The following is a 24,239-nucleotide window of genomic DNA, read 5'->3' as shown; positions in this document are numbered from 1 at the left end:
TAGTTATGCTGCAGGTTTTGAAAGATCGCAACTTCCGTATCTTCTGGATCGGCGAATTTATCTCCGTGATCGGGGATCATATCAGCATGCTTGCCTTCCCCTGGCTGGTGCTGCAGCTGACGGGCAGCGAATTCATGATGGGCCTGGTGTTTGCGGCCCAGGGCCTGCCGCGCGCCATCCTGATGCTGATGGGCGGCGCGGTGGTGGACCGTACAAGCCCAAGGAAGGTGATGCTTTATACCAACGTCATCCGCATGGTGCTGATGGCGGTGCTCGCGTATCTTTTGTTCACCGGCGGCGTGACAATCGGGATCGTATTTGCCATTGCGCTGGCGTTCGGGGTTGCGGATGCCTTCTTCTATCCAGCAACCACATCGATTGTCCCCAGCCTGGTGAAGAAAGACCAGCTGAAGCAGGGCAATGCGCTGGTGCAGACCACCATGTGGCTGGGCGTGATCATCGGGCCACTGATCGCCGGTTTCGTGATCGCCGGCGAAGCCAGCCTGGGCACCCATTCCGCGGCGGCCCACACCATCGGGCTGGGGGATGACCAACAGGGGCTCGCACGTGCCTTCGCGCTCGACGGCCTGACCTTCTTCGCCTCCGCGCTCACGCTCCTGTTCGTGCGCACCCGCAGCCTTGAGAAGGAAGACGAGGGCGGCACCTCCATGCTTGAAGAGATCAAGGTGGCGGTCCGGTTTGTCTGGGCTGTGCCAGCGTTCCGCCTGGGGTTCCTCGGCATTGCCGCGCTTGAATTTTTCTTCCAGGCGCCGATTTTTGTCGGCCTGCCCGCGCTTGCCGACCTGCGGTTTGAGGAGGGTGCCTATATCTATGGCCTGCAGATCGCGGCGTATGGTTCGGGTGCCTTCCTGGGCGCATCGTCTGCCGGGATTTTCAAAGCCCCGAAGGACGAGAATATCATCCGCATCATGTTTTCGCTCTTTACCTTCTCGGGTGCGACCATCGCGCTGATTGTGCTTTATCCGCCCTACTGGTGGGGCATGGTGGTGTTTTTCATTGCCGGCTGCGGCGACAGCTGGGTGTGGGTGCATTTCACCACGCTGTTGCAGAAACGGACGCCGGAAAAACTGCTTGGGCGGGTCATGAGCCTCCTCATGTTCATGTCGGTCGGGCTGTTGCCGATTGCCGCCGTCATCATGGGCATGGCGTTTGAGATCAACCTCGAAGGCGCGCTTCTGGTGGCCTCGGGCGCCATCATGCTGGCCTGCGGCATTGGTGCCTTCCACCCCTATGCGACCCGCTTCAGCGTGCCCGCGGGGGTGAAGGAAGAGGTCACGGAGGCGTGACCAACCTGCTGTTCATCTGCAGCCGCAACCAGTGGCGCAGCCCCACGGCGGAAACTGTCTGGCGCAAACAGCCGGGCCTCAATGTCCGATCTGCCGGAACCAGCCCCAAGGCGCGGCGCACGGTGTCTGGTAAAGACATCGAATGGGCCGACGTGATCATGGTGATGGAGGGCAAACACAAAAGCCGGTTGAAGGCCGCCTTTCCGCATGCGGTGCAGCATAAAGCCTTGCACATCCTTGATATCCCGGACGACTATGGGTACATGGATGAGGAACTGGTCACCATCCTCAGGGAAAGCGTGGCGGCAATTTTAGGCTTGGAGTGACAATGCGCGGTTATTTCGGGATCGGGATCGACGGTCCGTCAAAAGAAGGCAATGTGGGCAACCTGGTGCGCACAGCCCATTCCTTCGGCGCGTCCTTCGCCTTTGCCGTCAACCCGATGAAAATCTCCCACACCGGCGAGCTGGTCACCGCCGATTTCGCCGACACCAGTAAAAGCACCACGCAGATCCCTTTCTTTAATTATGAGACGGCGGCTGACGTGCACGTGCCGCAGGGCTGCCAGCTTGTCGGCATCGAATTAACGGACGACGCTGTGGACCTGCCGAGTTTCCGCCATCCGGTGCAGGCGGTGTATGTGCTGGGGGGCGAGCGCACGAGCTTGTCGCGCGCCATGGCAGAGCGCTGTGATCACATGATCAAAATCCCGACAAAGTTCAGCCTTAACGTAGCGACTGCAGGTGCTATAGTCATGTACGACCGCTTGCGCCTGCTGGGTGGTTTTGCTGAAAGGCCGGTGATGCCGGGCGGTAAACCGATAGAGAAGCCAGCGCATGTACACGGCGGGCGCTTCAGCCGGATAGAACGACGGCTGAAAAACGAGAATAAATAAGCCAGGCGCCCATGAGATTGGGGCGTGTGACAATCGGGAAGAGACAAACAGGGACACTATGAGACAGCTTCAGGCATTCACACTCACGGCACTTCTTGTCATCAGCTTCACCGCCGCCGCGTTCGCGCAGGGCACGCCGCGCAAGCTTTCCAGCCATAATGACTGGGACGCCATGGTTGCGGGCTCGGGCTCGAACAAGGTCTGTTATGTCATCTCGGTGCCAAAGAAAACCTGGATCAGCCGCAAGGGTGCGATCCGCGGCGATATTTATATGACCGTCACCCACCGGCCCGCCTTCGGCGTGAAGGATGAGGTGAATGTGGTGGTGGGATACCCGATTCGCCAGGGCAGCGAAGCCCGCATCAATGTGGACGGCCAGAAGAATTACCAGTTCTTCACCGAAGGCAGCGGCGCCTGGGCCTATGACCCGAAGGATGACCGCAGCGTGGTTGCCGCCATGAAGGCCGGCATCAACCTGGAGGTTCGCGCCACCAGCCAGCGCGGCACCAACACCCGCGATACCTTCAGCCTCAGGGGCTTCACCGCGGCCTATAACGCCGCCTCCCGCGCCTGCCGGTAATCTGAAGTTTGGGTTGCCTTCCTCTCCCGCATCCGCTTTGCTGGCTGCGGGAGGGACAGTCATATGACAATCAGGCATCTTAAATCCGTGCTTTGTGCCGTTACGCTGCTGGCCTCAGCGCCTGTGGCGGCAGAAGGCGTGAAGCTGTGCCATATCGCCAACGCGGGCTTTCTGGTGGAAGGCGAAAATACCGCCGTTCTGTTTGATGCCGCGCGGGTAACAGATGAATACGACGGCGAGTATGGCCTGCCGTCCGCCGGTGTGATGCAGGCCCTCACAGCGGGTGACGGCGCGTTCGCCAACGTGAAGTTGGCCTTTGTCAGCCACAAGCATAATGACCATTTTGATGCGCAGGCCACGCTCGCGCACCTGCGCGCGGACGCGGATGTCACCTACCTGATGCCACCTGAGGCATTCGAAATGCTCAAGCAAGCGGGCCTGACGGAAGCCGAGGAAGCGCGCGCCATGGCCGTGCTGCCGCCGTGGGAAGGCGGGCCGCTCAGCTATGACCTTAAAGGCGTCAAGGTGAAGGCTTACCGGGTGGATCATGGTCCGAACCGGCCTCAGAACATCGGCTTTCATGTCACGGTCGACGGCGTCAGCTTCTTCCACACGGGCGATATCAATGCGTCGGGCGAAAGCCTTCGGAAAGCGGGGCTCGGCAACACGCCGGTGGATGTGATGCTGCTGGCTTTCTGGTATGGGCTCAATAACCCCCAGCAATCAAAAACCATCACGGACATGTGGCAGATTGGTACCGTGGTGCCCATGCATCTGGCGCCGGGCGAGCGCGGCTGGATGAACCAATATGGCGGACGTGACCAGTTTCTGGCCTGGATTCACGGCCAATGGCCCGGCAGTGTGCAGCTGACGGACGAGATGGCCTGCCACACGTTCGAGGCTAAATAGCTTGCAGTAAAATGGACAATATGGTCCCCTTCTTTCACTTAAGAGGGGGAATTCATGAAAAGGTTTTTGCTGTCAGCCATGCTGTTGATTGGCCTTGCCGCGCCGGTTCACGCCGCACCGGATTATATCGGCACCTATCATTCGACGCCGGAGGACGAAGCGGCAATCCGTGAGGTGATCGCGCGGTTTGACCGCGGTATCCGCGAAAAAGACGGCGAGCTCTTGAAGTCCACCTTCCTGCATGACGAGATACTCTTTATCTCGCCGCCCTATCAGGCGGTGATCGACGATGTGCGCGAAAGATACGACCCCGATTTCATGAAAGTGGGCCCGATGACGGAGGCGATGAATTTCGTCAATTTCATCACCACCACCGAAAGCACGGTCGCGGAAAACTTCTATAACATCGAGATCACGCAGGACCAGACATACGCGCTTGTCACCTTCGACTATGAATTCGTCGTCGACGACAAGGTGACCAACTATGGCCTTGAGGTCTGGCAGCTGTTCAAGGTTGATGGCCGATGGGGCATCGCCAGTGTCAACTGGTCTGTTACCATGCTGGAATAGCTACAAGGCAACCGTTTTGCCTTGCCAGTCGCCGCCATTGCGGCGGGCGATGACGAGGGCGTCCTCCGTGCCCTCGGCCTGCGCCACAAGCGCGCCGCCGGGCGCCCACACGCTGGACTTGCCCACGGGCGTATAGGGCCCGCTTTTGCTGGCATAGTTTGAAAAGGCCACCGGGATGCCGTGCTCGGTGGCGTAGCCCCTGAGCAAGGGTTCTTCGCGCGTCCAGGCATCGGCGTTAATCAGAGCCCCAACGGCATAGACATCCGCGCCCGCTGCCACCGTGCCCGCCGCGTGGCAGGGTTTGGTGAGGTCCGCACAGATGGCGGCGCCAACGCGCGCGCCCTTGTGCGGCGTGACGCTATAGTCGGTGCCACTTTGGAAATAGATCGCTTCACTGTCATGGACATGGATTTTGGCGTAGGCCGTGGGCGCATCACCGCCCAAAATCACAGCACCCAGATACGGCTTGCCGCCCTTGATATAATCGGGCGCCTTCAGCGGCATGCCAAGATAGGCCAGCATCCCCGCCTCGCGCGCGAGCGCCTGCAGGGGCATGAAGCGGATATCTTCGGCGCTGGTCTGCAGGCTTGCTGCCAGATCCATTTCATAGCCAGTGACGCTAAGCTCCGGGAACACCAGAACGTCCACGCCCTCCATCGCCGCCTGCTCCATCACCTGCCGGTGCAGGGCAAGGTTGGCACTGACGTCCCCCCGGATGCTGGTGATCTGTGCGGCTGCAAATGTGTTGGCCATGACGAATTCCCCTCAATCGTGCGCTTATCCTACGCGTCCGTGCCCGCTTTACAATCGACTTTTTCGGGCGTATAGCAAGGCCCACGGGCTCCAGCCGCCCGCCGCTCGCAGGCAGATGCCACGGTGAAGTGCTGGATTCAGTGACATGAATTTCCATACGGCCTTTCAAGCCGATGGCAATGCGGGCATCCATCCCTGAACTGAGAGGCCAGACAAAGGAAATTTCCGTGTCGAAAGAACTCTCATCCGGCAACCCCTATCTCGCTGGACCACTGGGCGCCGTTTTCATCAAAACCGCGCTTCCGATCATTTTTGTCATGGGCATGAACGGGGCGGTGACGCTCATCGATGCCTTGTTCCTGGGGCTTTATGTGGGCCCGAAGGCGCTAGCGGCCGTGACGCTCATGTTCCCCATCTTCATGCTGCTTGTGGCCTTGTCCACGCTGGTGTCATCCGGCATGGCCAGCCAGGTTGCCCGCTTCATGGGCGGGACCAATCATGAACAGGCGCAGGCGGCGTTTGTTGGCGCCCATGGGCTTGCCTGGTTCATTTGTGCGTTGCTGATATCGGGCTTTGCGCTCTTCGGCGCAGATATGGCGCTGCTGTTTGCGGGCGGGTCTGCCGGGCTTGGCGATATGGGGCATCTCTATATGCGTATCCTGATCTTCTGGTCGCCGCTCATGTTTTCGCTCGCGCTCAACTCCGATGCCATGCGCTGCGAGGGGCATCTGGGGCTGATGGCTGGCGTCAGCCTGATGGTGTCGCTGTTGAACATTGTGTTCAATTATCTGCTGATTGCGCGTCTTGAGATGGGTGTGGCCGGGTCGGCTTACGGCACCATTCTGGCGCAGTGCGTGGCGCTTGCCTGCGTGCTGGCATACCGGACATGGGGCACCACTCAGTTGCGGCTGACGGCCTTCGGGCGGCACGCCTTCACCGGCTTCTGGCGGCCGACGCTTGCACTGGGTTTGCCGCCCAGCCTGAGTTTCCTCGGTGTATCGCTGATCTCGGCGGCCATCCTGACGGCCTTGCAGATGGTCGACAGCCCCACCTATGCTGATACGGTCACAGCCTACGGCATCATCACCCGTGTCAGCACTTTTGTGTTCCTGCCGCTTCTGGGGCTGTCGCACGCCATGCAGGCCGTGGTGGGCAACAATTTTGGCGCCCAGCTGTGGCAGCGGTCGAACCGGGGGCTTGGGCTTGGCATCGCGTCCGCCTTTGCCTATTGCCTTCTGATGCAGGCGGGGCTGACCTTCTTTGCGGGCCCGATTGGTCGCCTGTTCGTGGCAGATGCCGCGGTGATTGGTGAGATTGAGCGCATCATGCCGGTGATGGTGGCGCTGCTTGCCATTGGCGGGCCGCTGATGATGCTGTCGTCCTACTTTCAGGCCATCGGCAAAGCGGCCCAGGCCGCGATCCTGGGTCTGGTGAAGCCCTATCTGTTTGCCATTCCGCTGGTGTTCCTGATGCCTATCGGCTTTGGCGAACCGGGTATCTGGCTGGCGGGGCCGGTGGCGGAACTGTGCCTTCTGGCGCTGACCGCCGCGACGTTGGTTCACACCAGCCAGTGGCAGGGCCTGCGCTGGGGCCTGTTCCGGCAAGCCTAAAGACGTGGCGGCGCCTTCAAACCGGGGGGCGCCGCCTTTACTTTACAATCCCGTGCGTCAGGCGTATAAGGCGCCCGAACAGATAACCCGCAGCCAGGTGGAACGCTTGGCTCGCCCGAAACGCCCTGGACCGGATAGTGATCCGCGAAAGGCAGGAGTTAACACGATGCAGATTACCCCGAACGGCCAAGAGCCGATCGTTTCCCCACGCATTCCAGCCGCTGAAGACAAGCTCAATATCCTCGGTCTCGACCGGGCTGAGCTTAAGGCCGCTATCGCTGAAATCGGCGTGCCTGAAAAGCAAGTGCGCATGCGCACCACACAGGTGTGGCACTGGCTCTATCACCGCGGCGTCAGCTCGTTTGAAGATATGACCAATATCTCCAAGGACGTGCGCGCGAAGCTGGCGGAACATTTCATCATCACGCGGCCCGAGATTGTCGAAGCGCAATATTCAAACGACGGTACGCGAAAATATCTGATCCGCTTTGCCGACGGCAACGAGGCCGAAGCCGTTTATATCCCCGAGGAAGACCGCGGCACGCTGTGTGTGTCCAGCCAGGTTGGCTGCACGCTCAACTGCAAATTCTGCCACACCGGCACGATGAAGCTGGTGCGCAACCTGACGGCGGGCGAGATTGTGGCCCAGATGATGATTGCGCGCGACGATTTGGGCGAGTGGGAAAACCCGACCGAAGGCCGCCGCGTGACCAACATCGTGATGATGGGCATGGGCGAACCGCTCTATAATTTTGATAACGTCAAGAAGGCGCTTGAGATCATCATGGACGAGGAGGGCATCCAGCTTTCCCGCCGCCGGATCACGCTGTCCACCTCCGGCGTGGTGCCGCACATGGAACGCTGCGGCAAGGAAATCGGCGTGAACCTGGCCGTCAGCCTGCACGCGGTTCGGAATGACGTGCGCAGTGATATCATGCCGATCAACAAGAAGTACGGCCTTGATGAAGTCCTCAAGGCTTGCGCCAATTACCCCGGCGCCCACAATGCCCGTCGTATCACGTTCGAGTATGCCATGCTGAAGGGCGTGAACGACAGTGACGAGGATGCACGCGAACTGGTGCGCCTGATCCGCAAATATAAGCTGCCGGCGAAAGTGAACCTGATCCCGTTCAACCCATGGCCGGGCACGGATTATGAGTGCTCTGACTGGGGCCAGATCCAGCGTTTCTCAGACATCGTTTATGAAGGCGGCATCTCTGCGCCGATCCGCACCCCGCGTGGGCGCGATATCATGGCGGCCTGCGGCCAGCTGAAGTCGGCATCAGAGAAGAAATCCAAGGCGCAGCTGGCGCGTGAGGCGGAAGCCGCCGCCGCCGCAACAGCTGCGGGCACCGAGCCGCACCACACCTCAACCGGCCTGACCTGACCGGCTGGACAGGGGGCTGCCGCGACCTGATGGCCCCCGAGGGCTAATGTCGGGCATGCCGATAGGCCGGTGGCTGAGGTAGGTGGGGTAGGCTATTTCCGGCTCCACCGCCATCATGGTGCCGCCGCGTTCCAGCCAACCGGCAATCCAGACAGGTATGTCGGCCGCAGGCATGGGCTTGCCGTACAGGTATCCCTGATGGTTGTGGCAGCCAAGGCTTGCCAGAAGGTCTGCGTGGTCTGTTGTTTCAACACCTTCCGCAACGCACGACAAGGACAGGCTGCGCGCCAGTTGAATGCCGGTTTCCAGGACCGCGCGGGACGGCTGGTGGGAAAGCGATGACCGGACATAGCTTTGGTCGAGCTTAAGCTCGGTGAAGGGGAAATATTGGAGCTGCTTGAGGGTGGAATAGCCGGTGCCAAAATCGTCCACCGACAGGCCAAAGCCCTTGAGGCGCAACCGCGACATAACCTCCAGACATTCCGCCGCCTCTTCCATCAGCTTGGTCTCGGTGATTTCAAGCGTGATCGATGTTGGCCGGACGCCATTTTCCGCCACCAGCCATGCCAGCCGGTCAGGCAGGTTGGTATCTGTCATGCTGTCTGCCGATAGGTTGACCGAGACAGGCATGGGCCATCCCAGTGTCTGCCAGCTGGCGATATCCTTGATGGCATGATTGAGCATCATCTGCGTCAGTGAGGTCATTAACCCCAGCTCCTCCACCATTGGCAGGAAGGCCCCTGGCCCCAGGATCACGCCCTCGGCGGTGCGCCAGCGGGCCAGGCATTCGAAGCCGACAATAGCGGATTCCTGGTGGTGGATTTTGGGTTGGTAGAAGGCGACGAGGGAGCCGTTGGTGATGCCTTGCTCAATGATACTGTGCGACAGCGGCTCCATGGTTGGCCCCTGGCCCGGATCGCCCGGCACTTCGATCACGCTGGGCGTGTCGCAACACCCGTTCAGGAGATCCAGGATATCTTCCGCGATAATCGGCTTCTCAAAGGCGCCCATAACGTTGAAGTTCAACGTTCGGGCCAGCCGGTCAGCTGAATTGAGAATGGAATGACCCTGGCGTGAAACCAGCAGCAGGTCATGCGCGCCACCCGATTCCGCCACATGATGCAGCAGCTGAAAGCCATCAAGTTCAGGAAGGTCCAGGTCTGTGACAAGCAAGCTGCAGGGCGCTTCGGCCATCAGCTCTATGGCTTTGCGACCACTGGCAGCCTCAAGCGTCTCAAAGCCGGCCGTGCGGCAGATGAGACCCAGCAACTGGCGTTGAAAGCTACAACCGTCGACAACCAAAGCCCGAGGCCTGGCATCCTCTTGGGTCGCCTTTTGGCGCATATATACTCCCGTTGATTTGTGCGGAAGCGGGCGATCCTCCCAAGGATCATTTTGACCTGATGGTACACGTATTGGCTTTATTATTAAAGCTTTGACCTGTAATTACCTGCTGTTTCATGGAATTAGCATGGTCAAAGGCCGATTTTAAGCCGCATTACTTCGCCATTAGTGTCCCTTTTGGGGCTTGGGCCTGAAAGAGCAGGGCGAGTCGCACCCCGACAGGCTATATCCCTGCGCTTCATCAGATAAGGCTAGGCTGTCAGGGCGCCCGGTTGGAGCGCCCTTTTCTTATGATTCTGCCGCCGCCTCGGCTGCCTTGATGAAATCCCAGACTTCTTTCGAGAAGGGCGACACCGGACCGTCCTTTGGCCAGTTGTCCATATCGTCATACATGCGCGCGGCGCTGCGCATCAGGCTTGGGTCGACATCATAGATCACCTGGGTCATGGCGTTCCATTCCTTGACGATTGCCTGCGCCTCAGGGGCAGCCGGGTCGGTGCCGACCAACGCCTCGGTGCGGGCAATCAGCGTCGGCCAGTTCCGTTCGCATGCCTTTTGGACATCTTCCGGCACGGCCTCCTTAGCCGCTTTCCAGCGCTCCTGCTCTTCCGCCGTATAATAGGTGTCCCACACCTTCTGCCATTTTTCCTCACTCATCGCGGATTCTCCTTGTTTGATGATGCTGCAGAGTGTGGAAAGGTCGACCGTCTGGCCCTCGCGGACCGCCCGCAACGCGCTGGTGACTGTCTCCAGCATTGCGTCGGTTTCCGCCAGCCTGGCCTGCAGCAGCTCCTGCTGCATGCCAAGAAGACGCGCTGCATCAACGGCTTGTTCGGCCATCATGGTTTTTATCTGGGCAAGGGAAAATCCCGCTTGCTTGAGCATCTGGATCTGCTGAAGCCTGAGAATGTCCCGTGTGCCATAAACCCGCTGTCCTGACTCGGTCCTGAGGGGTGCCAACAGGCCCTGCGTTTCATAATAGCGCAGCGCCCGCACCGTGATGCCGGACCGTTTGGCGAGCTCACCGATTGAATAGGCTGTCATTGCCGGTCTCCTTTCCACGGATACGAGCGCTAAAGGGTGACGTAGCGTCAGGGGCAAGGGCTTTTTTTACCCGTAATGCGATTTTTTCGCCAGCGGCGCAGAAGGGCCGATCAGGCCAGCGGGTCTGTTCCTGTCCGAAGCCAGCCGGTGATGCTGTAGCGCGCCCGGCGCGAGAAGGTGGATACCTGGCTCACTGCATGCGGTTTGGGGATCGAGAAGATATTGAGCGCGTTGAAGCTGGGCGTGAAGCCGCCTTCCACATGCTTTTTCTTGTCGAAAAACTGCAGGAGGCCGCCCCAGTCCGGCTGCCATTCGGGCGTCATGTTCAGCACAAACGCCGCGCGGCGGTCCTTGCCGTAGACATTGTCGTCATGGATGGTCAGGAAGTCGCCGGGCGAGAATTTTGTCAGCTGGGCGTCGGCGAAAGTGATGTCCGCGTGGCCCGTGACGGTGCGCACGAACTCGATAAAGGGTTTGCTGTTGAGAAACTCGAACAGCGCATCGAACGGCTTGGCGCACGCGCCGGCGTGATAGGCATCATAGATCGGGTAATTGTCGTAGATATATTGGAAGCCCTTCTGGGCCCCGGCATAGGCCGCCATGCGCAGGTCATGAAGCTGCTGGTCGGTCATGGCCTTTCGCTGGTCGGGGAAGATGTCATAGAGCTTGTCACCCTGATTGAGGTGCAGCACCCATTCCTTGAAATCGGCGATGGCCTTGAAAAGATCCGCCGCTGACTGGTCCGCCAGCAGGCCAGGAATATGGATACGGCCCGCTTGCTTGTAGGCTGCGGCCAGTTCCCGCGCTTTCAGCGTGTTCGACAGTTCAAGGTTGAGTGAAGACATCTGCGCATTTCCCAATCAGGCCCGTTTCAGACTTAATGCCTCATAGCCTGAATTGGGGAGGTGGTCAAAGCCCGAGAGGCGAATGGCAGGACGGCAAAGGGTCGCACCCCTACCGCCTGCCAAAGAGCGCCAGGATGCTGTTGGGCGCCTGGTTGGCGATATTGAGCGCCAGGATACCCAGTTGTTCCTTAACCTGGGCGGCCTGCAGGTCGGCGGCCGTGCGGGCCAGATCGGCGTCCACCATGCGGCCGATGCCGCGCTCCACCACGTCATGCAGTTTGCTGGCAAACTCGTGCTGGATCTCGAGCCGACGCGACGCCGTGCCGAAATGTCCCATGGCACGGTTGACGTTATCAATGGAGTTGTTGATTTCCTCCATCGAATATTCCTGGTCGTCCGTGAGGGTGATGAGCGCGCCACCGAACGACAGGTCCTGATGGTTGAAATCAAGTGTCTCTGTACCGTCGGAATTGGCGAGGGCGCTGATGATATCATTGCCGCTGTCGATCAGGTTGGTGCCATTAAAGTCAGCACTGGAGATCATCAGCTTGATCTGTTCGCGGTAGGCGTCCAGGTCGCGGGTATAGGCTTCCGCTGCCGCATCATCATTATTCTTCTGCGCGCTCAGGAGCGACGCCATCTTGCCTTTCATCTCAATCAGGATGTCGGAGATGCTTTCGGTTGCCACAAGGGCCACGTCAACGGCGACGGTCGCCCGGTTGATGCTGTCAAGCGACGCGCGAATGCCCGCCAGATCACCGCGCATGCGCTGGGCAATGGTATAGATGGCGGCGTCATCCTTGACGGACGCGACCTTGTATCCTGTTGCAATTCGTTCCTGAAGGGTCTCGAGCCACTTGTGGTTGGCTTCAAGGTTACGCAGCGCAGAAAGCGCGCCAGCGTTCGTGTTGACGCTCAGCATTGCCAGTTTCTCCAGCATTCGGTCCGCCTTTTTGGCAGACCACCCGTAAGGGCACCCATCAACAGAATACACGAAAGAGATGGTTACAGCAATCTGCAGAATCTTTAGTTTCGGTTGACAAAAACTGCAGAATCTGCTGTTTACGCCTGCGCGATTCGATAGATTTTCTGCATTCCCAAAAGAGAAAGCATGAACGTCGAACGATTGACCTGGGGGCGGTTGCCCCCGCATACTCGCGCTGACACTTTTTATCTTTGGAGTTTTTGAATGTCGGACAAGATCAACAAGGTGGTATTGGCCTATTCAGGTGGCCTTGATACCTCGATCATCCTCAAGTGGTTACAGGTGACCTACGACTGTGAAGTGGTAACCTTCACGGCTGACCTGGGTCAGGGCGAAGAGCTTGAGCCGGCACGACGAAAAGCCGAGATGCTGGGCATCAAGGATATCTTCATTGAAGACCTGCGCGAAGAATTTGTGAAAGACTATGTCTTCCCCATGTTCCGCGCCAACACGGTCTATGAAGGCATGTATCTGTTGGGCACATCGATTGCCCGGCCACTGATTTCCAAGCGCCAGATCGAAATCGCAAAGGAAGTGGGCGCGGATGCGGTGTGCCACGGCGCCACCGGCAAGGGCAACGACCAGGTGCGGTTCGAGCTGGGCTATTATGCCCTCAACCCGGACATCAAGGTGATCGCGCCCTGGCGGGAATGGGACCTGCACAGCCGGACGGCGCTGATCAAATTCGCTGAAGAGCACCAGATTCCGGTGCCCAAGGACAAGCGCGGCGAAAGCCCGTTCAGCGTGGACGCGAACCTCTTGCACACCTCATCTGAGGGCAAGGCGCTCGAGGACCCGTGGGACGCGGCGGAAGAATATGTCTACAGCCGCACGGACGATCCGCTGACGGCCCCGAACGAGCCCGAATATATCGAGGTCGAGTTCGAAAAGGGCGACGCAGTGGGCATCAACGGCGTGGCCATGAGCCCCGCGACACTGCTGGAGCAGCTGAACGAATACGGCAAGAAGCACGGCATTGGCCGCTTGGACCTGCTGGAGAACCGCTTTGTCGGCATGAAGTCCCGCGGCATCTATGAGACGCCGGGCGGCACCATCTTGCTTGCGGCGCACCGGGGTATCGAGCAGATCACGCTCGACCGGGGAGCCATGCACCTCAAGGATGAGATCATGCCCAAATATGCCGAGTGCATCTATAACGGCTTCTGGTTCAGCCCTGAACGCGAGATGATGCAGGCGCTGATTGACAAGAGCCAGGAGTTCGTGGCGGGTACTGTGCGGCTGATGCTCTATAAAGGTGCGGCACATGTGGTGGGCCGCAAGAGCCCCTACAGCCTCTACTCGATGGAGCATGTGACATTCGAGGAAGACAGCGTTTATGACCAGCGCGACGCCGAAGGCTTTATCAAGTTGAACGCGCTGCGGCTGCAGCTTCTGAAGCGCCGCGGCAAGGTCACCGAACCGCCCGCCTACGACTAAGCCGATCCTCCTGCGTATGGCAGGGTTGCAGAACCGGGTCTTGACGGATGTCGAGGTCCGGTTTTTCATGATGCGAGTTGAAAGGCTGCCGCTTCGGATCACTTTCAATCAGAAGATCGGAGGGACCCGCGTGGCTGAAATCTTCACCATCATTGCGCCAGTGTTCATCATCATGATGCTTGGCTATGGGCTTGGGAAAACCCGCCTGTTCCCCGATGGCTCCGCCCCCATCCTGATCAGCTTTGTGTGGTATGTGGCGATCCCGGCGCTCCTCTTTCGCTCGCTCGCGCCCAATGAGCTGCCGGACGCGTCAGAACTACTGTTTGTTCTGGCCTATTATGGGTCACTTTATGTGGTCTATGCGCTTGCCATGCTGTCAACCAGGCTGCTGTTTGGGCTGACCACCGCAGAGCAGGCCACATTCGCTTTCGTCACCTGTTTCGGTAACGCTGGCTTCATTGGCATCCCGATTGTTGAAGGCGTGTATGGCGAAGAGGGCGTGCGGCTTCTCCTGATGCTGGTGAGCTTCCATTCGCTGACATTGTTGCCGGTGACCACCGTGATTGTGGAACGCGCCGCAGATGCCACGGAAGGGCCGGGGATTGCCTCCCGTACCTTCGCAAGCGTGCGCCAGAACCCGATTATCATCGCGCTTCTTGTCGGCCTTGGCTGGTCGGCCTTAAGCCTGCCTTACCCGCATTGGCTGGATAAGGTGCTGGAGCTGCCGGCGGTGGCGGCGGCACCGGTAGGGCTGTTCTCGGTCGGCCTGTCGCTCGCCAGTGTCCGGATTGCCGGCAACATCACCCACGCCATGGTGGCTGTGTCGCTCAAGCTGATGATCCTGCCGCTGACGGTGTTTTTAGTGGCGCACTTCCTCATGGGCCTGCCGGATGTCTGGGTGGGTGTGGCAACATTGATGGCAGCGCTGCCGAGCGGTATGATCGCCTACAGTTTTGCCAGCCAGTATGGTATCGGTGCGCGCAGGGCAGCCACAGCGGTGTTGATTTCCACCGGGTTATCAGCCGCCACGCTGTCTGTTGTATTGTTTGGTCTCAAGGCAGGAGGGCTCTCATGAAAATGATCTGGCAGGTCTATTTGTCGGGTGAAATCCACTCAGACTGGCGCGACGAGATCGCGGCGGCTGTCAAGGACGCCGAGCTGCCGGTTGAGCTGATGGCCCCCAATACGAATCACGGCGACTCGGACGACTGCGGCGCGGTGATTATGGGCGAGCCCGGCAATGATTTCTGGCGCGACCATATGGGCGCCAAGGTCAATGCCATCCGCACCCGCACCATGATCGAGAATGCCGACATTGTTGTGGTGCGTTTCGGCGAAAAATATCGCCAGTGGAATGCGGCCTTTGACGCAGGCTATGCGGCGGCCTTGGGCAAAAGCCTGATCGTGCAGCATCCGGCCGAGTTCACCCATGCGCTCAAGGAAGTCGACGGCGCCGCCATGGCGACATGCGAGACTGTCGACCAAGTGATCGAAATCCTGCGCTACGTTACCACCGGTGTTTTGAACCGTTAGGACCATGATGAAACTCTATTATTCAAAAACCTCGCCCTACGCCCGCAAGGTGCTGCTGCTCGCCAAGGCGCTGGGCTTCGGTGACCGGCTTGAGGTGGAGGCCGCGAACCCGCTGGCGAACGAGGACGCGCTGCTGGCCGCCAATCCGCTCAACAAGGTACCAGCGCTGGTGCTCGACGATGGTCGGTGCGTGTTCGACAGCCCGGTGATCATGGAGTTCCTTCTGGATATGGCCGGGCGCCCCCGCGCGGGTGACGAGTATTTCGAAGACCTGCAGATCCAGGCGCTGACTGATGGCATTCTGGATGCCGCGCTTTCGCTGGTGATGGAAAGTCGGCGCGAGGACGCTGAGAAGTCTGTCTATTGGCAGGAACGCTGGCACGGCGCCATCAAGCGCGCGCTTGTTGTGCTCGAGCGCGATTGGCTGGATAAGCTCCACGCCTGGAATAGCGCCACCATCGCCACCGTGTGCATGCTGGATTATCTGCTGTTCCGCTTGCCAGAAATAAGCTGGCGCGAGGCGCACCCCGCGCTCGCCGCCTGGTTTGACGAAGTGAGCCAGAACCCGGACTTCATCGCCTCCAACCCGCGCGACTAGGGATAGCGCGTAAAGATCCAATAGAAAACGCCACCCAGGAATTTCCAGGTGGCGTTTCTGATAGCATGGATGCTGAACCAAGTTCAGCATGACAGTGTGTTTCTTGTCGTCACCCTGAACTTGTTTCAGGGTCCAGACACACCGAACAAATAGCCTTAGTCAGCCTTGCGCTGGGCGTCGCGGGTGGCCTTGAATTCGGTGCCTTCGCGCCAGTTCGGCCAGGCGTCGCTGTCGATCAGGCTGCGGCCGGTGGTGTAGTAAAGCCGCAGGTCCTCAACGGCACCGGTCAGGTCCCAGTCGTCGCGGTATTCGTCAGACGGGGAGTGATAGTGCTTTTCGATATATTCCGCGACGATGGCCTCCACGTAGGCCCGGCCCTTTTCGCGGTGGTCATAGCCCGAGTTGGGGTAGAGCATCGGCACGCCTTTTTTCGACAGCTCGAAATGGTCAGAGCGGTAGAAATAGCCCTTCTCGGGCTCCTGGTCGGCCACCAGAATGCGGTCCTGTGCCTGGGCGGCGGCCTTCAGGGCGTCATCCAGTTCGGAGTTGCCGAGGCCCACAACCGTTACGTCCCGAGTGGGGCCATAGAAATTCAGGCCGTCCATATTGATGCCGCCCACGGTGTCCTTCAGCGGGAACAGCGGATGTTCGGCATAATAGGCAGAGCCCAGAAGGCCCTGTTCTTCGGCCGTCACGGCCAGGAACAGCACAGACCGCTTCGGCTTGGGGCCAGAGGCATATTTGCGCGCCAGTTCAATCAGGCCGCCGGTGCCGGTCGCGTTATCGAGCGCGCCATTATAGATGCCGTCGCCCTCAACGGTCGGGTCGGTGCCGATATGGTCCCAGTGCGCCATATAGACGAACACTTCGTCGGGGCGCTCGCTGCCTTCCACAAAGCCCGCCACATTGCGGCTGTCCATGTGCGCGACGTCGGACCGGAAATGGGTAGAGAACTCAAGGTTCATCGGCACAGCCTTGAAGCCAGGTGTCTTGGCCGCGTCATACATGGCCTGGAGGTCAAGGCCCGCCATGGTGAACAGTTCACCGGCTTTTTCCTTGGTGATCCAGGCTTCTGCCTCCGAAAAACCTGTGCCCTTGTCTTCGCGCACCAGGCCGAACTGGGGGCCGGTCCAACTGCTGTCCACTGTCATCCAGCCGTAAGCGGCAGGTTTGGTGTCGTGGATGATGATGGCGGCGGCGGCACCCTGGCGGGCGGCTTCGTCGAACTTATAGTCCCAGCGGCCATAGTAGGTCATGGTGTTGCCGGCGAACAGGTCCGGGTCCTGCGTAGCATAGCCCGGATCATTCACGAGCATCACCACGGTTTTGCCCTTCACGTCCACGCCGTCATAGTCGTTCCAGCCGCGCTCGGGCGCGTTGATGCCGTAACCCACGAACACCATGTCGCTTTCGTGCACTTCGCTGTCGGTCTGCTCGCGCCGGGTCCAGACAACATGGTCGGCACGGTAGGCCAGCTTCAGCTCGCCGCCTTCGCCCTTGATGGTCATCTCGGGCGCGTCTTTGGTCTCGATCGACACCAGTGGCACGGCCTGGGTGTAGCTGTCACCGTTCGCCGGCTTGAGGCCCGCATCCCGGAAGGCCTTTTCAAGGTAGGCGACTGTCAGCTCCTCGCCCGGTGTGCCGGGCGCACGGCCGCCGAATTCATCGGATGCCAGCGTGGTAACATGGCCCTTCAGGGCCTCTGTATTCATGGTGTAGCTGGTGGCTGTCTCGTCCGGCTTCTGGCTGTCGCCACAGGCCGCGAGCGAGAGCAATAGCGCCCCGGTCAATGCAAAATTCTTCATGGAAAACTCCCCGCTTAAGGTTCGAAGCGGAGAGTGGCGGGTCGCAGCCCTGCTGTCAATGCGACTTCTTGCTTATGCAATGAATGTGTTTTTGATGCCGTCGAGGATAAACTGGCACGACAGGGCGGCCAGGATCACGCCCAGAAGGCGGGTCAACACGGCATTCACGGTGGGGCCAAGCCAGTCCATCACCTTGGAGGCGGCGAAGAAGATAACAAGCGTGATCAGCATGACAACCGCCAGCGCCGCCAGGATCGCGCCCTGGGCCTCAAGGTCGCCTTCATAGTTGGACATGGTCAGCATGATGGTGGCGATGGCGCCAGGACCCGCAAGCAGGGGAATGGCCACGGGAAAAACCGAAATATCCTCGAAATATTCGTCGAACTTTTCAGCCGATTCCTGCTTCCGCTCCGTGCGTTTCTCGAACACCATTTCAAGCGCGATGATCAGCAGCATCAGCCCGCCCGCGACCCTGAGGCCATCCATGGAAATGCCAAGGGCATTCAGGAACGGCTTTCCGACAAGCGCGAAAAACACCAGGATCAATGTGCCCACGATGGTGCCTTTGACGGCCATGGTGCGCTTGTGGCTGGTGTCTGCGCCCTGGGTCAGGCCGGCGAAAACCGGTGCGATGCCGATCGGGTCTACAATCACGAACAGGCCGATAAAGGCGGCGATAAAGGCTTCATACATGACGCATGCTCCTGCATTCAGTCGCGGTTATCAGCCTGTTGAATTTGAGGTCCTAAAGGCTGCCAGTCTTAAAGCGTGTCAGGATCAATATTGTTCTGACGACAGGTCGCTGTCACGGTATTTTTGAGCAAGCAGGCAATTGTCATGGGGCCAACACCGCCTGGAACCGGCGTGATGGCACCGGCACGCTCGGCCGCTGCACCGAATTCCACGTCGCCCACAAGGCGGCTTTTGCCTTCACCACGTTCGGGCGCGTCGATGCGGTTGATGCCCACGTCAATAACGGTTGCGCCTTCCTTGATCCAGTCGCCCTTGACCATCTCTGCCCGGCCAACGGCGGCCACGACAATATCGGCTTCAGCCACTTCGCCCGCCAGGTCCTTCGTGCGGCTGTGGGCGATGGTGACGGTGCAGTTGGCATCCAGCAGAAGCTGCGCCATCGGCTTGCCGACAATGTTCGACCGGCCGACGACGATGGCTTTCTTGCCGCTCATGTCGCCGAGTGTGTCCTGCAGCATCAAAAGGCAGCCAAGTGGCGTGCAGGGCACCATGCCCTTGCCGCCAGTGGCCAGTAGGCCGGAGTTGATCACATGGAAGCCGTCCACATCCTTTTCAGGATTGATGGCGTCGATCACTGCGGCTTCATTGATATGCTTCGGCAGCGGCAGCTGCACCAGGATGCCGTTCACGGCCGGGTCGGCGTTCAGCTCATTCACTTTGGCAAGCAGCACGTCTTCGCTGGTGTCGGCAGGCATTTCAAAGTGGAAGCTGTTCATGCCGGTCTCGGCGGTCTGCTTGACCTTGTTGCGGACATAGACCTGGCTTGCGGGGTCTTCGCCCACAATCACGACGGCAAGGCCGGGGGTGATGCCGTGGTTGGTTTTAAGGGCGGTAACATCCTTGGCGACGCCTTCGCGCACTTTGGCTGAAAAGGCTTTACCATCGATAAGTTTGGCGGTGGGCATGGGTGTCTCCGTGCGGTGGTCGCGATCACTGTTGCCTAACCCATCAGGCCCAGCTCGCGAAGCTTTGCGTCGAGCGCATCAAATAGTTCGTCCGGCACGCCCTCAAAGAGAATCGTCTTATTCCGGTTCTGGTCCCCCGCTATAAGGCGAATGGCCGATTTGGGCAACCTGAGTTTTTTGGAAAGAAGCTTGATGAGCGCGGCATTCGCCTTGCCGTTTTCGGGGATGGCGGTAACGGTTGCGCGCAGGCGCAGCTGGCCCTCGGCGTCTCTGTCGATGCGGTCAAGCTTGTCGGCGGCGGCCTTCGGTGTCAGGCGGATGTGCAGCCTGACGCCTTCAGCCACCCGGATAAGCAGCCTATCCGACATTATAGAGGATGTTGATAATCAGCCGCTGGAGGAACATGATCAGCAGAAACAGGACGATGGGCGATATATCCATGCCACCCATGGTGGGGATAAAGCGCCGGATCGGCTTGAGGGCCGGTTCGGTGACAGCATGCAGGAATCGCCCGACGGTCTGGACAAACGGCTGGTAGGCATTGACGACGCCGAAATGGATCAGCCACCCCAGAATGATGCTGATGATCAACATCCATTTGAAGATGTCGAGCGCGACATAGGAAACTTGCAGCAGTGCATCAATGACGACCATTTTCGATCCTTTTTCCTGTTAACCGATCCTTATCAGGCCTTGGGGTAAACTGTCACAGTTATTGCAAGACATGTAATGTGAGTAGCCGCGAAATGCAATTGAGCGGCAAAAAATACCCTGGGGTTCCGAGTCGAATGGCTCAAAATGATACGCCCCTGGGTAAGAATTGCCTATGGGGCAAAAAATGCCCACCTGGCAGTGGCAGAAAGCTGGTAAGATAGCGCATGGCGTTTTTTGGTGGCACAAGCTTTAGCGGTCTTTTTGGACCCACGCAGCAGCAGACGTTCCGACCACAGATTGTCGGGATTGATACGTCGCTTATTGCCATGTCTGTCGACGCCAAAATGGCACAGCGTTCGCTGTCGACCCTGACCGCTGAGCAGCGTGCCGCCTTTTCCTTGAGTGGCCGCGGCGATGCTGTGATCCCGCCGTGGCAAGTGCCGGAAGAATCCAAAACCCTCAGCCAGCAAATCCGCGAAGTCCGCGAGCTGACCAAATTCATCGACCTGAAGGCAGATGACCTGGACGCCGTGGGTGATGCCGACAAGAAGGCCACATTTGCGCTCTATAAGGCGCTCAATAACCTGCGTGTCCTGGCGGAATATGCATCCCAGGACAGCACATCGACTTCTTCGCTGTCGCGCCTCAATGATCAATTCCAGGCGGGCCTTGATGAAGTCCGTGACTTCCTGTCCACGGCTGACCTTGAAAAGCTCGACCTTTTCCTGGGCGATAAGGAATACAAGACCGAGGCGACGACCCGCCTGGGCAAAAACAGCTCGGAATCGAACGGCAGCCTGATCACCACCGATCCCAACGCGGCGATCGACGGCCTGGTGGGGGATGAGGTCTTCACGATTTCCGTCACAAAGAGCGGCGAAACAGATGATATCCAGGTTGACCTGTCGGGGGTTTCCGGCACGCTGTCACTGAATAACATCAAGGATTATATCAACACGCAGATTGAGGCGCTGACCATTCTTGATAGCAACGGCGACCCGACGCCGAAGCATTTAACGCGTTTTGATGTGCGCCGCGACGGCGATAGCGGCAAATACAGCCTGCAGATTGATGGTACCATCACGGAAGAGGTCACATTGTCCGCTGCCGTGACCACACCAACGCTCTATGTGGCGTCCGCCGTTTCGCAGCTGGATGACGATTTTGCCGTGACCAGCCGGATCACGGAGATCAATGGTCTTGACGGCACGTTGGCGATTGATGATGTGACCTCCTTCTCGGGCATCGACTATGAAGCCAGTGCAGTGAAGGAGCAGGTGGCCGAGCAGGAAGACGACGATCTGGATCCAAAAATCGCCAGCCTGCGCGACAAATTGCTGGCTGAATCCAAAGAGGATGTCACGGGCACATCGAGCGATGATGAAGAGGAAGACTCAGCTGACAATGAATTGTCCATCACCAACGTGAACAGCGACTATCAGGTCAATGCCGATACCACGGCAAGCCGGGTTGCGGTGGACAGCGAAGGTGGCATTTATGTAGTGGGCACGTCCGATGGCAGCTTCGGGCATCAGTTGAATACGGCGTCTGGCGAAGATGTGTTCCTGACCAAATTCGACACCGAAGGCAATGTGGTCTTCTCCCGTTTGCTGGGCGTGGCCGGTGACGCCGATGCCTACGGAATCACGGTTGACAGTGAAGACAATGTCATTGTGGTGGGCAAGACCGACAGCGAGCTGTCCACCAGCGACGTGATCGACAGCACAGACGCCTTTGTCACCAAAATCAGCAAGCGCGGCGATGAAGTGTTCCGTTACCAGCTGGATACCTTTGGCGAATCCGCGGCCTACAGTGTGGCGGTTGACAGCAACAACGACATTTATGTGGGTGGCTATACCAAGTCTGCCATCAGCTCCACCTCCGGCTTTACCGGCGGACAGGATGCCATGATCCTGAAGCTGTCCGGCAGCGACGGCAGCCTGCAGGACTCGAGCGTCTTTGGCACCAGCGGCAATGACGTGATCAAAGGCATTGCCATTGACGGCAATGATGACATTGTCGTGGCGGTGGAAGAGGGCGGCGACGCCGTCGTATACCGGCTGGATGCCACTGACCTCAGCGACACGACCAATTTCCTGAATATGGGCAGCCTGGGTACCGGTGGCTCGATCCAGGGCATCGCCATCGATAACACCAATAGCGATGTTTACATCGCGGGCGTGACCACCAATTCAGCCCTTGATGCCAGCGGCACTGCCACCGTTGTGGGGACCGCGGAAGGTGGCTTTGAAGGATTTGTCAGCGCGCTCAGCCTGAACGGCAAGTCCAACCTGAAGGCTGAAAGCACCACGTACCTGTCAACCAGCGGCACCGACCGCATCAATGATGTGGTAGTGGTTGATCAGGTTGTCTATGTGGCGGGCTCCACGGCTGGGACGCTGTCGGGTGAGACGGCGCGGGGCTCTGTTGACGCCTTTGTGGCGCGGGTCGACGGAAAGACGGGCGCCCTTGAAGACATGGAGCAATATGGCGAAGGTCTGTCCAAATCCGCAGTTGGCGGCCTGGCCTTTACCACGCAGGGCAACTCTGTGCTTGAAACCCTGGGCCTGCCAACCGGCACGGTTAATATTGACGAGACACTGGATATCCAGACACAAACGTCTGCCAAGGAAGGCGATTTCTTCTATATCTCCGTTGATGGAGGCACCAAGAAGAAGATCACCCTGAGCGACGGCGACACCTTTGATGACCTCAAGCGTAAATTGCGCATCGCCGGCTTCGGCAAGATCGATGTGGATGTTGCCAGCACGGCAGAAGGCGACAAGCTCACGATCTCGACGCTGGATGACGGTGTATCGATTGACCTTCTGCCGGGTACCGGCGACCGTGACCTTTTGGAGCGTATCGGCCTTGAGCCTGGCAAATTGCTGCCAAAGAACGAGGTTTTTGGCCTGGGTGACGACGAAGAAGAAGACGGCACTGACCCAGATAATCTGGGTGGTGCGTTCGGGCTCGGCCTCAAGGGCGAGCTGCATATCAAGGACAAGGCGACAGCCAAATATGTGCTGAGCTTGTTTGATGGCGCGATAAGCTCAGTGCAGCGCGCTTTCCGGTCGCTCGAATATAACCCGTTGAAGGCCTTGATCAAAGAAGGTCGGTCAACCCAGGGCACGGTGCCAGCGCACCTGCAGGCCCAGCTTGCCAACTTCCAGACGGGTCTCGCACGCTTGCAGTCCGGCGCGTCCTCACCTTCGCTCAGCCTGTTTGTCTGACGCTTTTTCCAATCCGGTTTAGTCAACTGCCTTAACCAACGGCCTTAACCAACGGCCTTTGGGCCTTGGGTCTGCATGTCTGTATGTGCGGGAGTTTTCAAGGGTTCACATGGAGCGGCTGGATAATAAAAAAGCCGCACGATTGGTGCGGCTCTGGCTGGTCTTTTGGCAGGTACCTCTCTCGGCGGGGTAGGCGGGAACAGGTGCACGATTGGGGGTCGAGTAAATAAATTTACCTATTCCCGCACCCCTGCTCGAGAGGTACTTCTATACAATACAAACTCCGTGCCATTTTTTAGACGACTTTTTATTTTCTTTATTTTCAATAGTTTATGTAATTTTCCATTGATAGGGCTCTGTTTTTCATGAAAAGATAATTGCAAAAAGCAACATATATTGTCTTATTTTGCAATTATGTCGCAAATAGCAACAACAGAAAGTCGCTGAAGTGTGATTGTCATTCAGCCATTATTCACACACTATGGCTTAGAAGGATCAAGCCTGACGAGACAAGGCCTGTTGAATGGGCCCTGACGTCGCCCTGACAAGCAAGGACAGAAGCAGTATGCGCCTTTCGGTTATTTTTTCCATCATGATGGTTCTCCTTTCTGGATTTGGGGCGCAGGATGTGCGCGCCCAGGACGGAGAGGGCGAAGAGATTCAGGACGTCGGCAAGCCCAGGATCGAGATGAAGCCCTTCAATATGGCGCTTCTGGAGCGTGGGCGCGTTCGAGGCCAGGTAACCATGCATCTCGTGTTGGTTATTGAACAGAAGGGCGGGCATGAATTTGTCCGCACCCGCCTGCCGCAGCTCAGGGCCGATTTCAACAGCGCGCTGACAGTGCTTGCGCGTCAGCGCTTCAGTGTTTCCCGCCCGATCGACCCCGATATCGTCAAGGCCTACCTGACGCCCTATGCCGACCAGCGTCTGGGGTCTGGTGTCGTGTCTGTCTATGTCAAGCAGGCGTTGATCGAACCAAGCTGACGCCATACCAGCGTCAGGATGCCTGATTTATGGGCTGTGGTGAAAAAGTAACACCTCTCCAAATCCAATGAATTAATGAAGCGAATTACTTGACCCCTCTGGCAATC

Annotated in this window: 24 protein-coding genes; 14 read left to right on the top strand and 10 right to left on the bottom strand. The window is 58.6% G+C overall.

What is annotated here, in order from left to right; genetic code table 11:
- Positions 1–5 precede the first annotated feature (5 nt).
- The 6 genes from KORLAC_RS16150 (at position 6) to KORLAC_RS16125 (ending at position 4,261) form a co-directional block, all read left to right on the top strand.
- Positions 6–1,307, top strand: coding sequence for an MFS transporter (locus KORLAC_RS16150; RefSeq protein ID WP_068308455.1), 1,302 nt, complete (start codon positions 6–8; stop codon positions 1,305–1,307).
- Positions 1,304–1,633, top strand: coding sequence for a low molecular weight protein tyrosine phosphatase family protein (locus tag KORLAC_RS16145; protein WP_068308453.1), 330 nt, complete (start codon positions 1,304–1,306; stop codon positions 1,631–1,633). The genes KORLAC_RS16150 and KORLAC_RS16145 overlap by 4 nt, the downstream gene beginning before the upstream one ends.
- Before the next feature lie 2 nt (positions 1,634–1,635).
- A complete protein-coding gene (locus KORLAC_RS16140) occupies positions 1,636–2,202 on the top strand; it encodes an RNA methyltransferase (protein ID WP_068308451.1) in 567 nt (188 codons plus the stop codon).
- Positions 2,203–2,260: 58 nt separating this feature from the next.
- Complete coding sequence (locus KORLAC_RS16135; RefSeq protein ID WP_068308450.1) at positions 2,261–2,782, top strand: invasion associated locus B family protein; 522 nt, start codon at positions 2,261–2,263, stop codon at positions 2,780–2,782.
- Between the two features lie 63 nt (positions 2,783–2,845).
- Positions 2,846–3,691 carry an MBL fold metallo-hydrolase gene (locus KORLAC_RS16130; RefSeq protein WP_068308449.1) on the top strand — a complete coding sequence of 282 codons (846 nt, stop codon included), beginning with the start codon at positions 2,846–2,848 and terminating at the stop codon, positions 3,689–3,691.
- Between the two features lie 54 nt (positions 3,692–3,745).
- Entirely contained in the window at positions 3,746–4,261 is a 516-nt protein-coding gene (locus KORLAC_RS16125; RefSeq protein WP_068308448.1) for a Cif family virulence factor, read from the top strand.
- Here the strand turns inward: KORLAC_RS16125 and KORLAC_RS16120 are convergent, their stop codons facing one another.
- Complete coding sequence (locus KORLAC_RS16120; RefSeq protein ID WP_068308446.1) at positions 4,262–5,014, bottom strand: carbon-nitrogen hydrolase family protein; 753 nt, start codon at positions 5,012–5,014, stop codon at positions 4,262–4,264.
- A 227-nt stretch (positions 5,015–5,241) separates the two neighbouring features.
- On the opposite strand from KORLAC_RS16120, the gene KORLAC_RS16115 reads away from it, so the two are divergent.
- Together KORLAC_RS16115 and rlmN are read left to right on the top strand one after the other, a co-directional pair.
- Complete coding sequence (locus tag KORLAC_RS16115; RefSeq protein WP_068309357.1) at positions 5,242–6,624, top strand: MATE family efflux transporter; 1,383 nt, start codon at positions 5,242–5,244, stop codon at positions 6,622–6,624.
- Positions 6,625–6,790: 166 nt separating this feature from the next.
- Positions 6,791–8,011 carry a dual-specificity RNA methyltransferase RlmN gene (gene rlmN, locus KORLAC_RS16110; RefSeq protein WP_068308444.1) on the top strand — a complete coding sequence of 407 codons (1,221 nt, stop codon included), beginning with the start codon at positions 6,791–6,793 and terminating at the stop codon, positions 8,009–8,011.
- Here the strand turns inward: rlmN and KORLAC_RS16105 are convergent.
- From KORLAC_RS16105 to KORLAC_RS16090, 4 genes are all read right to left on the bottom strand, one after another.
- Complete coding sequence (locus KORLAC_RS16105; RefSeq protein ID WP_068308442.1) at positions 7,994–9,355, bottom strand: EAL domain-containing response regulator; 1,362 nt, start codon at positions 9,353–9,355, stop codon at positions 7,994–7,996. The genes rlmN and KORLAC_RS16105 overlap by 18 nt on opposite strands.
- A 288-nt stretch (positions 9,356–9,643) precedes the next feature.
- Complete coding sequence (locus tag KORLAC_RS16100; RefSeq protein WP_068308440.1) at positions 9,644–10,399, bottom strand: MerR family transcriptional regulator; 756 nt, start codon at positions 10,397–10,399, stop codon at positions 9,644–9,646.
- 110 nt (positions 10,400–10,509) lie between these two features.
- Positions 10,510–11,244, bottom strand: coding sequence for a 2OG-Fe(II) oxygenase (locus KORLAC_RS16095; RefSeq protein WP_068308438.1), 735 nt, complete (start codon positions 11,242–11,244; stop codon positions 10,510–10,512).
- Positions 11,245–11,353: 109 nt separating this feature from the next.
- A complete protein-coding gene (locus KORLAC_RS16090; protein WP_068308436.1) occupies positions 11,354–12,184 on the bottom strand; it encodes a flagellin in 831 nt (276 codons plus the stop codon).
- A gap of 249 nt (positions 12,185–12,433) precedes the next feature.
- Between KORLAC_RS16090 and KORLAC_RS16085 the strand changes: the two genes are divergently transcribed.
- From KORLAC_RS16085 to KORLAC_RS16070, 4 genes are all read left to right on the top strand, one after another.
- The gene (locus KORLAC_RS16085) at positions 12,434–13,666 is read left to right on the top strand and encodes an argininosuccinate synthase (protein ID WP_068308434.1); all 1,233 of its coding nucleotides are present in this window, start codon (positions 12,434–12,436) and stop codon (positions 13,664–13,666) included.
- A 130-nt stretch (positions 13,667–13,796) separates the two neighbouring features.
- Positions 13,797–14,741 (top strand): AEC family transporter, encoded by a 945-nt coding sequence (locus KORLAC_RS16080; protein WP_160328655.1) that lies wholly within the window; start codon positions 13,797–13,799, stop codon positions 14,739–14,741.
- Positions 14,738–15,199 (top strand): YtoQ family protein, encoded by a 462-nt coding sequence (locus KORLAC_RS16075; protein ID WP_068308430.1) that lies wholly within the window; start codon positions 14,738–14,740, stop codon positions 15,197–15,199. The genes KORLAC_RS16080 and KORLAC_RS16075 overlap by 4 nt, the downstream gene beginning before the upstream one ends.
- Before the next feature lie 4 nt (positions 15,200–15,203).
- Entirely contained in the window at positions 15,204–15,797 is a 594-nt protein-coding gene (locus KORLAC_RS16070) for a glutathione S-transferase N-terminal domain-containing protein (protein WP_082714739.1), read from the top strand.
- A gap of 155 nt (positions 15,798–15,952) precedes the next feature.
- On the opposite strand, the gene KORLAC_RS16065 is transcribed toward KORLAC_RS16070, so the two are convergent.
- The 5 genes from KORLAC_RS16065 to KORLAC_RS16045 form a co-directional block, all read right to left on the bottom strand.
- Positions 15,953–17,602, bottom strand: a complete 1,650-nt coding sequence (locus KORLAC_RS16065; RefSeq protein ID WP_068308426.1) for a M28 family metallopeptidase — start codon at positions 17,600–17,602, stop codon at positions 15,953–15,955.
- Positions 17,603–17,674: 72 nt separating this feature from the next.
- Positions 17,675–18,295 carry a MarC family protein gene (locus KORLAC_RS16060; RefSeq protein WP_068308424.1) on the bottom strand — a complete coding sequence of 207 codons (621 nt, stop codon included), beginning with the start codon at positions 18,293–18,295 and terminating at the stop codon, positions 17,675–17,677.
- Positions 18,296–18,363: 68 nt separating this feature from the next.
- Positions 18,364–19,260, bottom strand: a complete 897-nt coding sequence (gene folD / locus KORLAC_RS16055) for a bifunctional methylenetetrahydrofolate dehydrogenase/methenyltetrahydrofolate cyclohydrolase FolD (RefSeq protein ID WP_068308422.1) — start codon at positions 19,258–19,260, stop codon at positions 18,364–18,366.
- A gap of 35 nt (positions 19,261–19,295) precedes the next feature.
- The gene (locus KORLAC_RS16050) at positions 19,296–19,628 is read right to left on the bottom strand and encodes a DUF167 family protein (RefSeq protein ID WP_068308420.1); all 333 of its coding nucleotides are present in this window, start codon (positions 19,626–19,628) and stop codon (positions 19,296–19,298) included.
- On the bottom strand, positions 19,618–19,905 hold the full coding sequence (locus KORLAC_RS16045) for a YggT family protein (protein ID WP_068309355.1): 288 nt from the start codon (positions 19,903–19,905) through the stop codon (positions 19,618–19,620). Before KORLAC_RS16045 ends, KORLAC_RS16050 begins: the two co-directional genes overlap by 11 nt.
- A 233-nt stretch (positions 19,906–20,138) precedes the next feature.
- Here KORLAC_RS16045 and KORLAC_RS16040 point away from each other — a divergent pair, with 233 nt between their 5' ends.
- Entirely contained in the window at positions 20,139–23,147 is a 3,009-nt protein-coding gene (locus tag KORLAC_RS16040) for an SBBP repeat-containing protein (RefSeq protein ID WP_068308418.1), read from the top strand.
- A gap of 565 nt (positions 23,148–23,712) precedes the next feature.
- Positions 23,713–24,132 carry a hypothetical protein gene (locus KORLAC_RS16035; protein WP_139167398.1) on the top strand — a complete coding sequence of 140 codons (420 nt, stop codon included), beginning with the start codon at positions 23,713–23,715 and terminating at the stop codon, positions 24,130–24,132.
- The last annotated feature ends 107 nt before the right edge of the window (positions 24,133–24,239 follow it).

Origin of the sequence: Kordiimonas lacus, from assembly GCF_001550055.1 — a bacterium.
GTDB classification, from domain to species: Bacteria; Pseudomonadota; Alphaproteobacteria; order Sphingomonadales; family Kordiimonadaceae; genus Kordiimonas; species Kordiimonas lacus.
Note: the sequence above shows the minus strand (reverse complement) of the source record. Positions and strands in the feature narration are given on the sequence as shown.

Coding starts and splice junctions, on each gene's coding strand:
- KORLAC_RS16150 (WP_068308455.1), top strand. CDS start 6: ATGCTGCAGGTTTTGAAAGATCGCAACTTCCGTATCTTCTGGATCGGC.
- KORLAC_RS16140 (WP_068308451.1), top strand. CDS start 1,636: ATGCGCGGTTATTTCGGGATCGGGATCGACGGTCCGTCAAAAGAAGGC.
- KORLAC_RS16135 (WP_068308450.1), top strand. CDS start 2,261: ATGAGACAGCTTCAGGCATTCACACTCACGGCACTTCTTGTCATCAGC.
- KORLAC_RS16130 (WP_068308449.1), top strand. CDS start 2,846: ATGACAATCAGGCATCTTAAATCCGTGCTTTGTGCCGTTACGCTGCTG.
- KORLAC_RS16125 (WP_068308448.1), top strand. CDS start 3,746: ATGAAAAGGTTTTTGCTGTCAGCCATGCTGTTGATTGGCCTTGCCGCG.
- KORLAC_RS16120 (WP_068308446.1), bottom strand. CDS start 5,014: ATGGCCAACACATTTGCAGCCGCACAGATCACCAGCATCCGGGGGGAC.
- rlmN (WP_068308444.1), top strand. CDS start 6,791: ATGCAGATTACCCCGAACGGCCAAGAGCCGATCGTTTCCCCACGCATT.
- KORLAC_RS16105 (WP_068308442.1), bottom strand. CDS start 9,355: ATGCGCCAAAAGGCGACCCAAGAGGATGCCAGGCCTCGGGCTTTGGTT.
- KORLAC_RS16100 (WP_068308440.1), bottom strand. CDS start 10,399: ATGACAGCCTATTCAATCGGTGAGCTCGCCAAACGGTCCGGCATCACG.
- KORLAC_RS16095 (WP_068308438.1), bottom strand. CDS start 11,244: ATGTCTTCACTCAACCTTGAACTGTCGAACACGCTGAAAGCGCGGGAA.
- KORLAC_RS16090 (WP_068308436.1), bottom strand. CDS start 12,184: ATGCTGGAGAAACTGGCAATGCTGAGCGTCAACACGAACGCTGGCGCG.
- KORLAC_RS16085 (WP_068308434.1), top strand. CDS start 12,434: ATGTCGGACAAGATCAACAAGGTGGTATTGGCCTATTCAGGTGGCCTT.
- KORLAC_RS16075 (WP_068308430.1), top strand. CDS start 14,738: ATGAAAATGATCTGGCAGGTCTATTTGTCGGGTGAAATCCACTCAGAC.
- KORLAC_RS16070 (WP_082714739.1), top strand. CDS start 15,204: ATGATGAAACTCTATTATTCAAAAACCTCGCCCTACGCCCGCAAGGTG.
- KORLAC_RS16065 (WP_068308426.1), bottom strand. CDS start 17,602: ATGAAGAATTTTGCATTGACCGGGGCGCTATTGCTCTCGCTCGCGGCC.
- KORLAC_RS16060 (WP_068308424.1), bottom strand. CDS start 18,295: ATGTATGAAGCCTTTATCGCCGCCTTTATCGGCCTGTTCGTGATTGTA.
- folD (WP_068308422.1), bottom strand. CDS start 19,260: ATGCCCACCGCCAAACTTATCGATGGTAAAGCCTTTTCAGCCAAAGTG.
- KORLAC_RS16050 (WP_068308420.1), bottom strand. CDS start 19,628: ATGTCGGATAGGCTGCTTATCCGGGTGGCTGAAGGCGTCAGGCTGCAC.
- KORLAC_RS16040 (WP_068308418.1), top strand. CDS start 20,139: ATGGCGTTTTTTGGTGGCACAAGCTTTAGCGGTCTTTTTGGACCCACG.
- KORLAC_RS16035 (WP_139167398.1), top strand. CDS start 23,713: ATGCGCCTTTCGGTTATTTTTTCCATCATGATGGTTCTCCTTTCTGGA.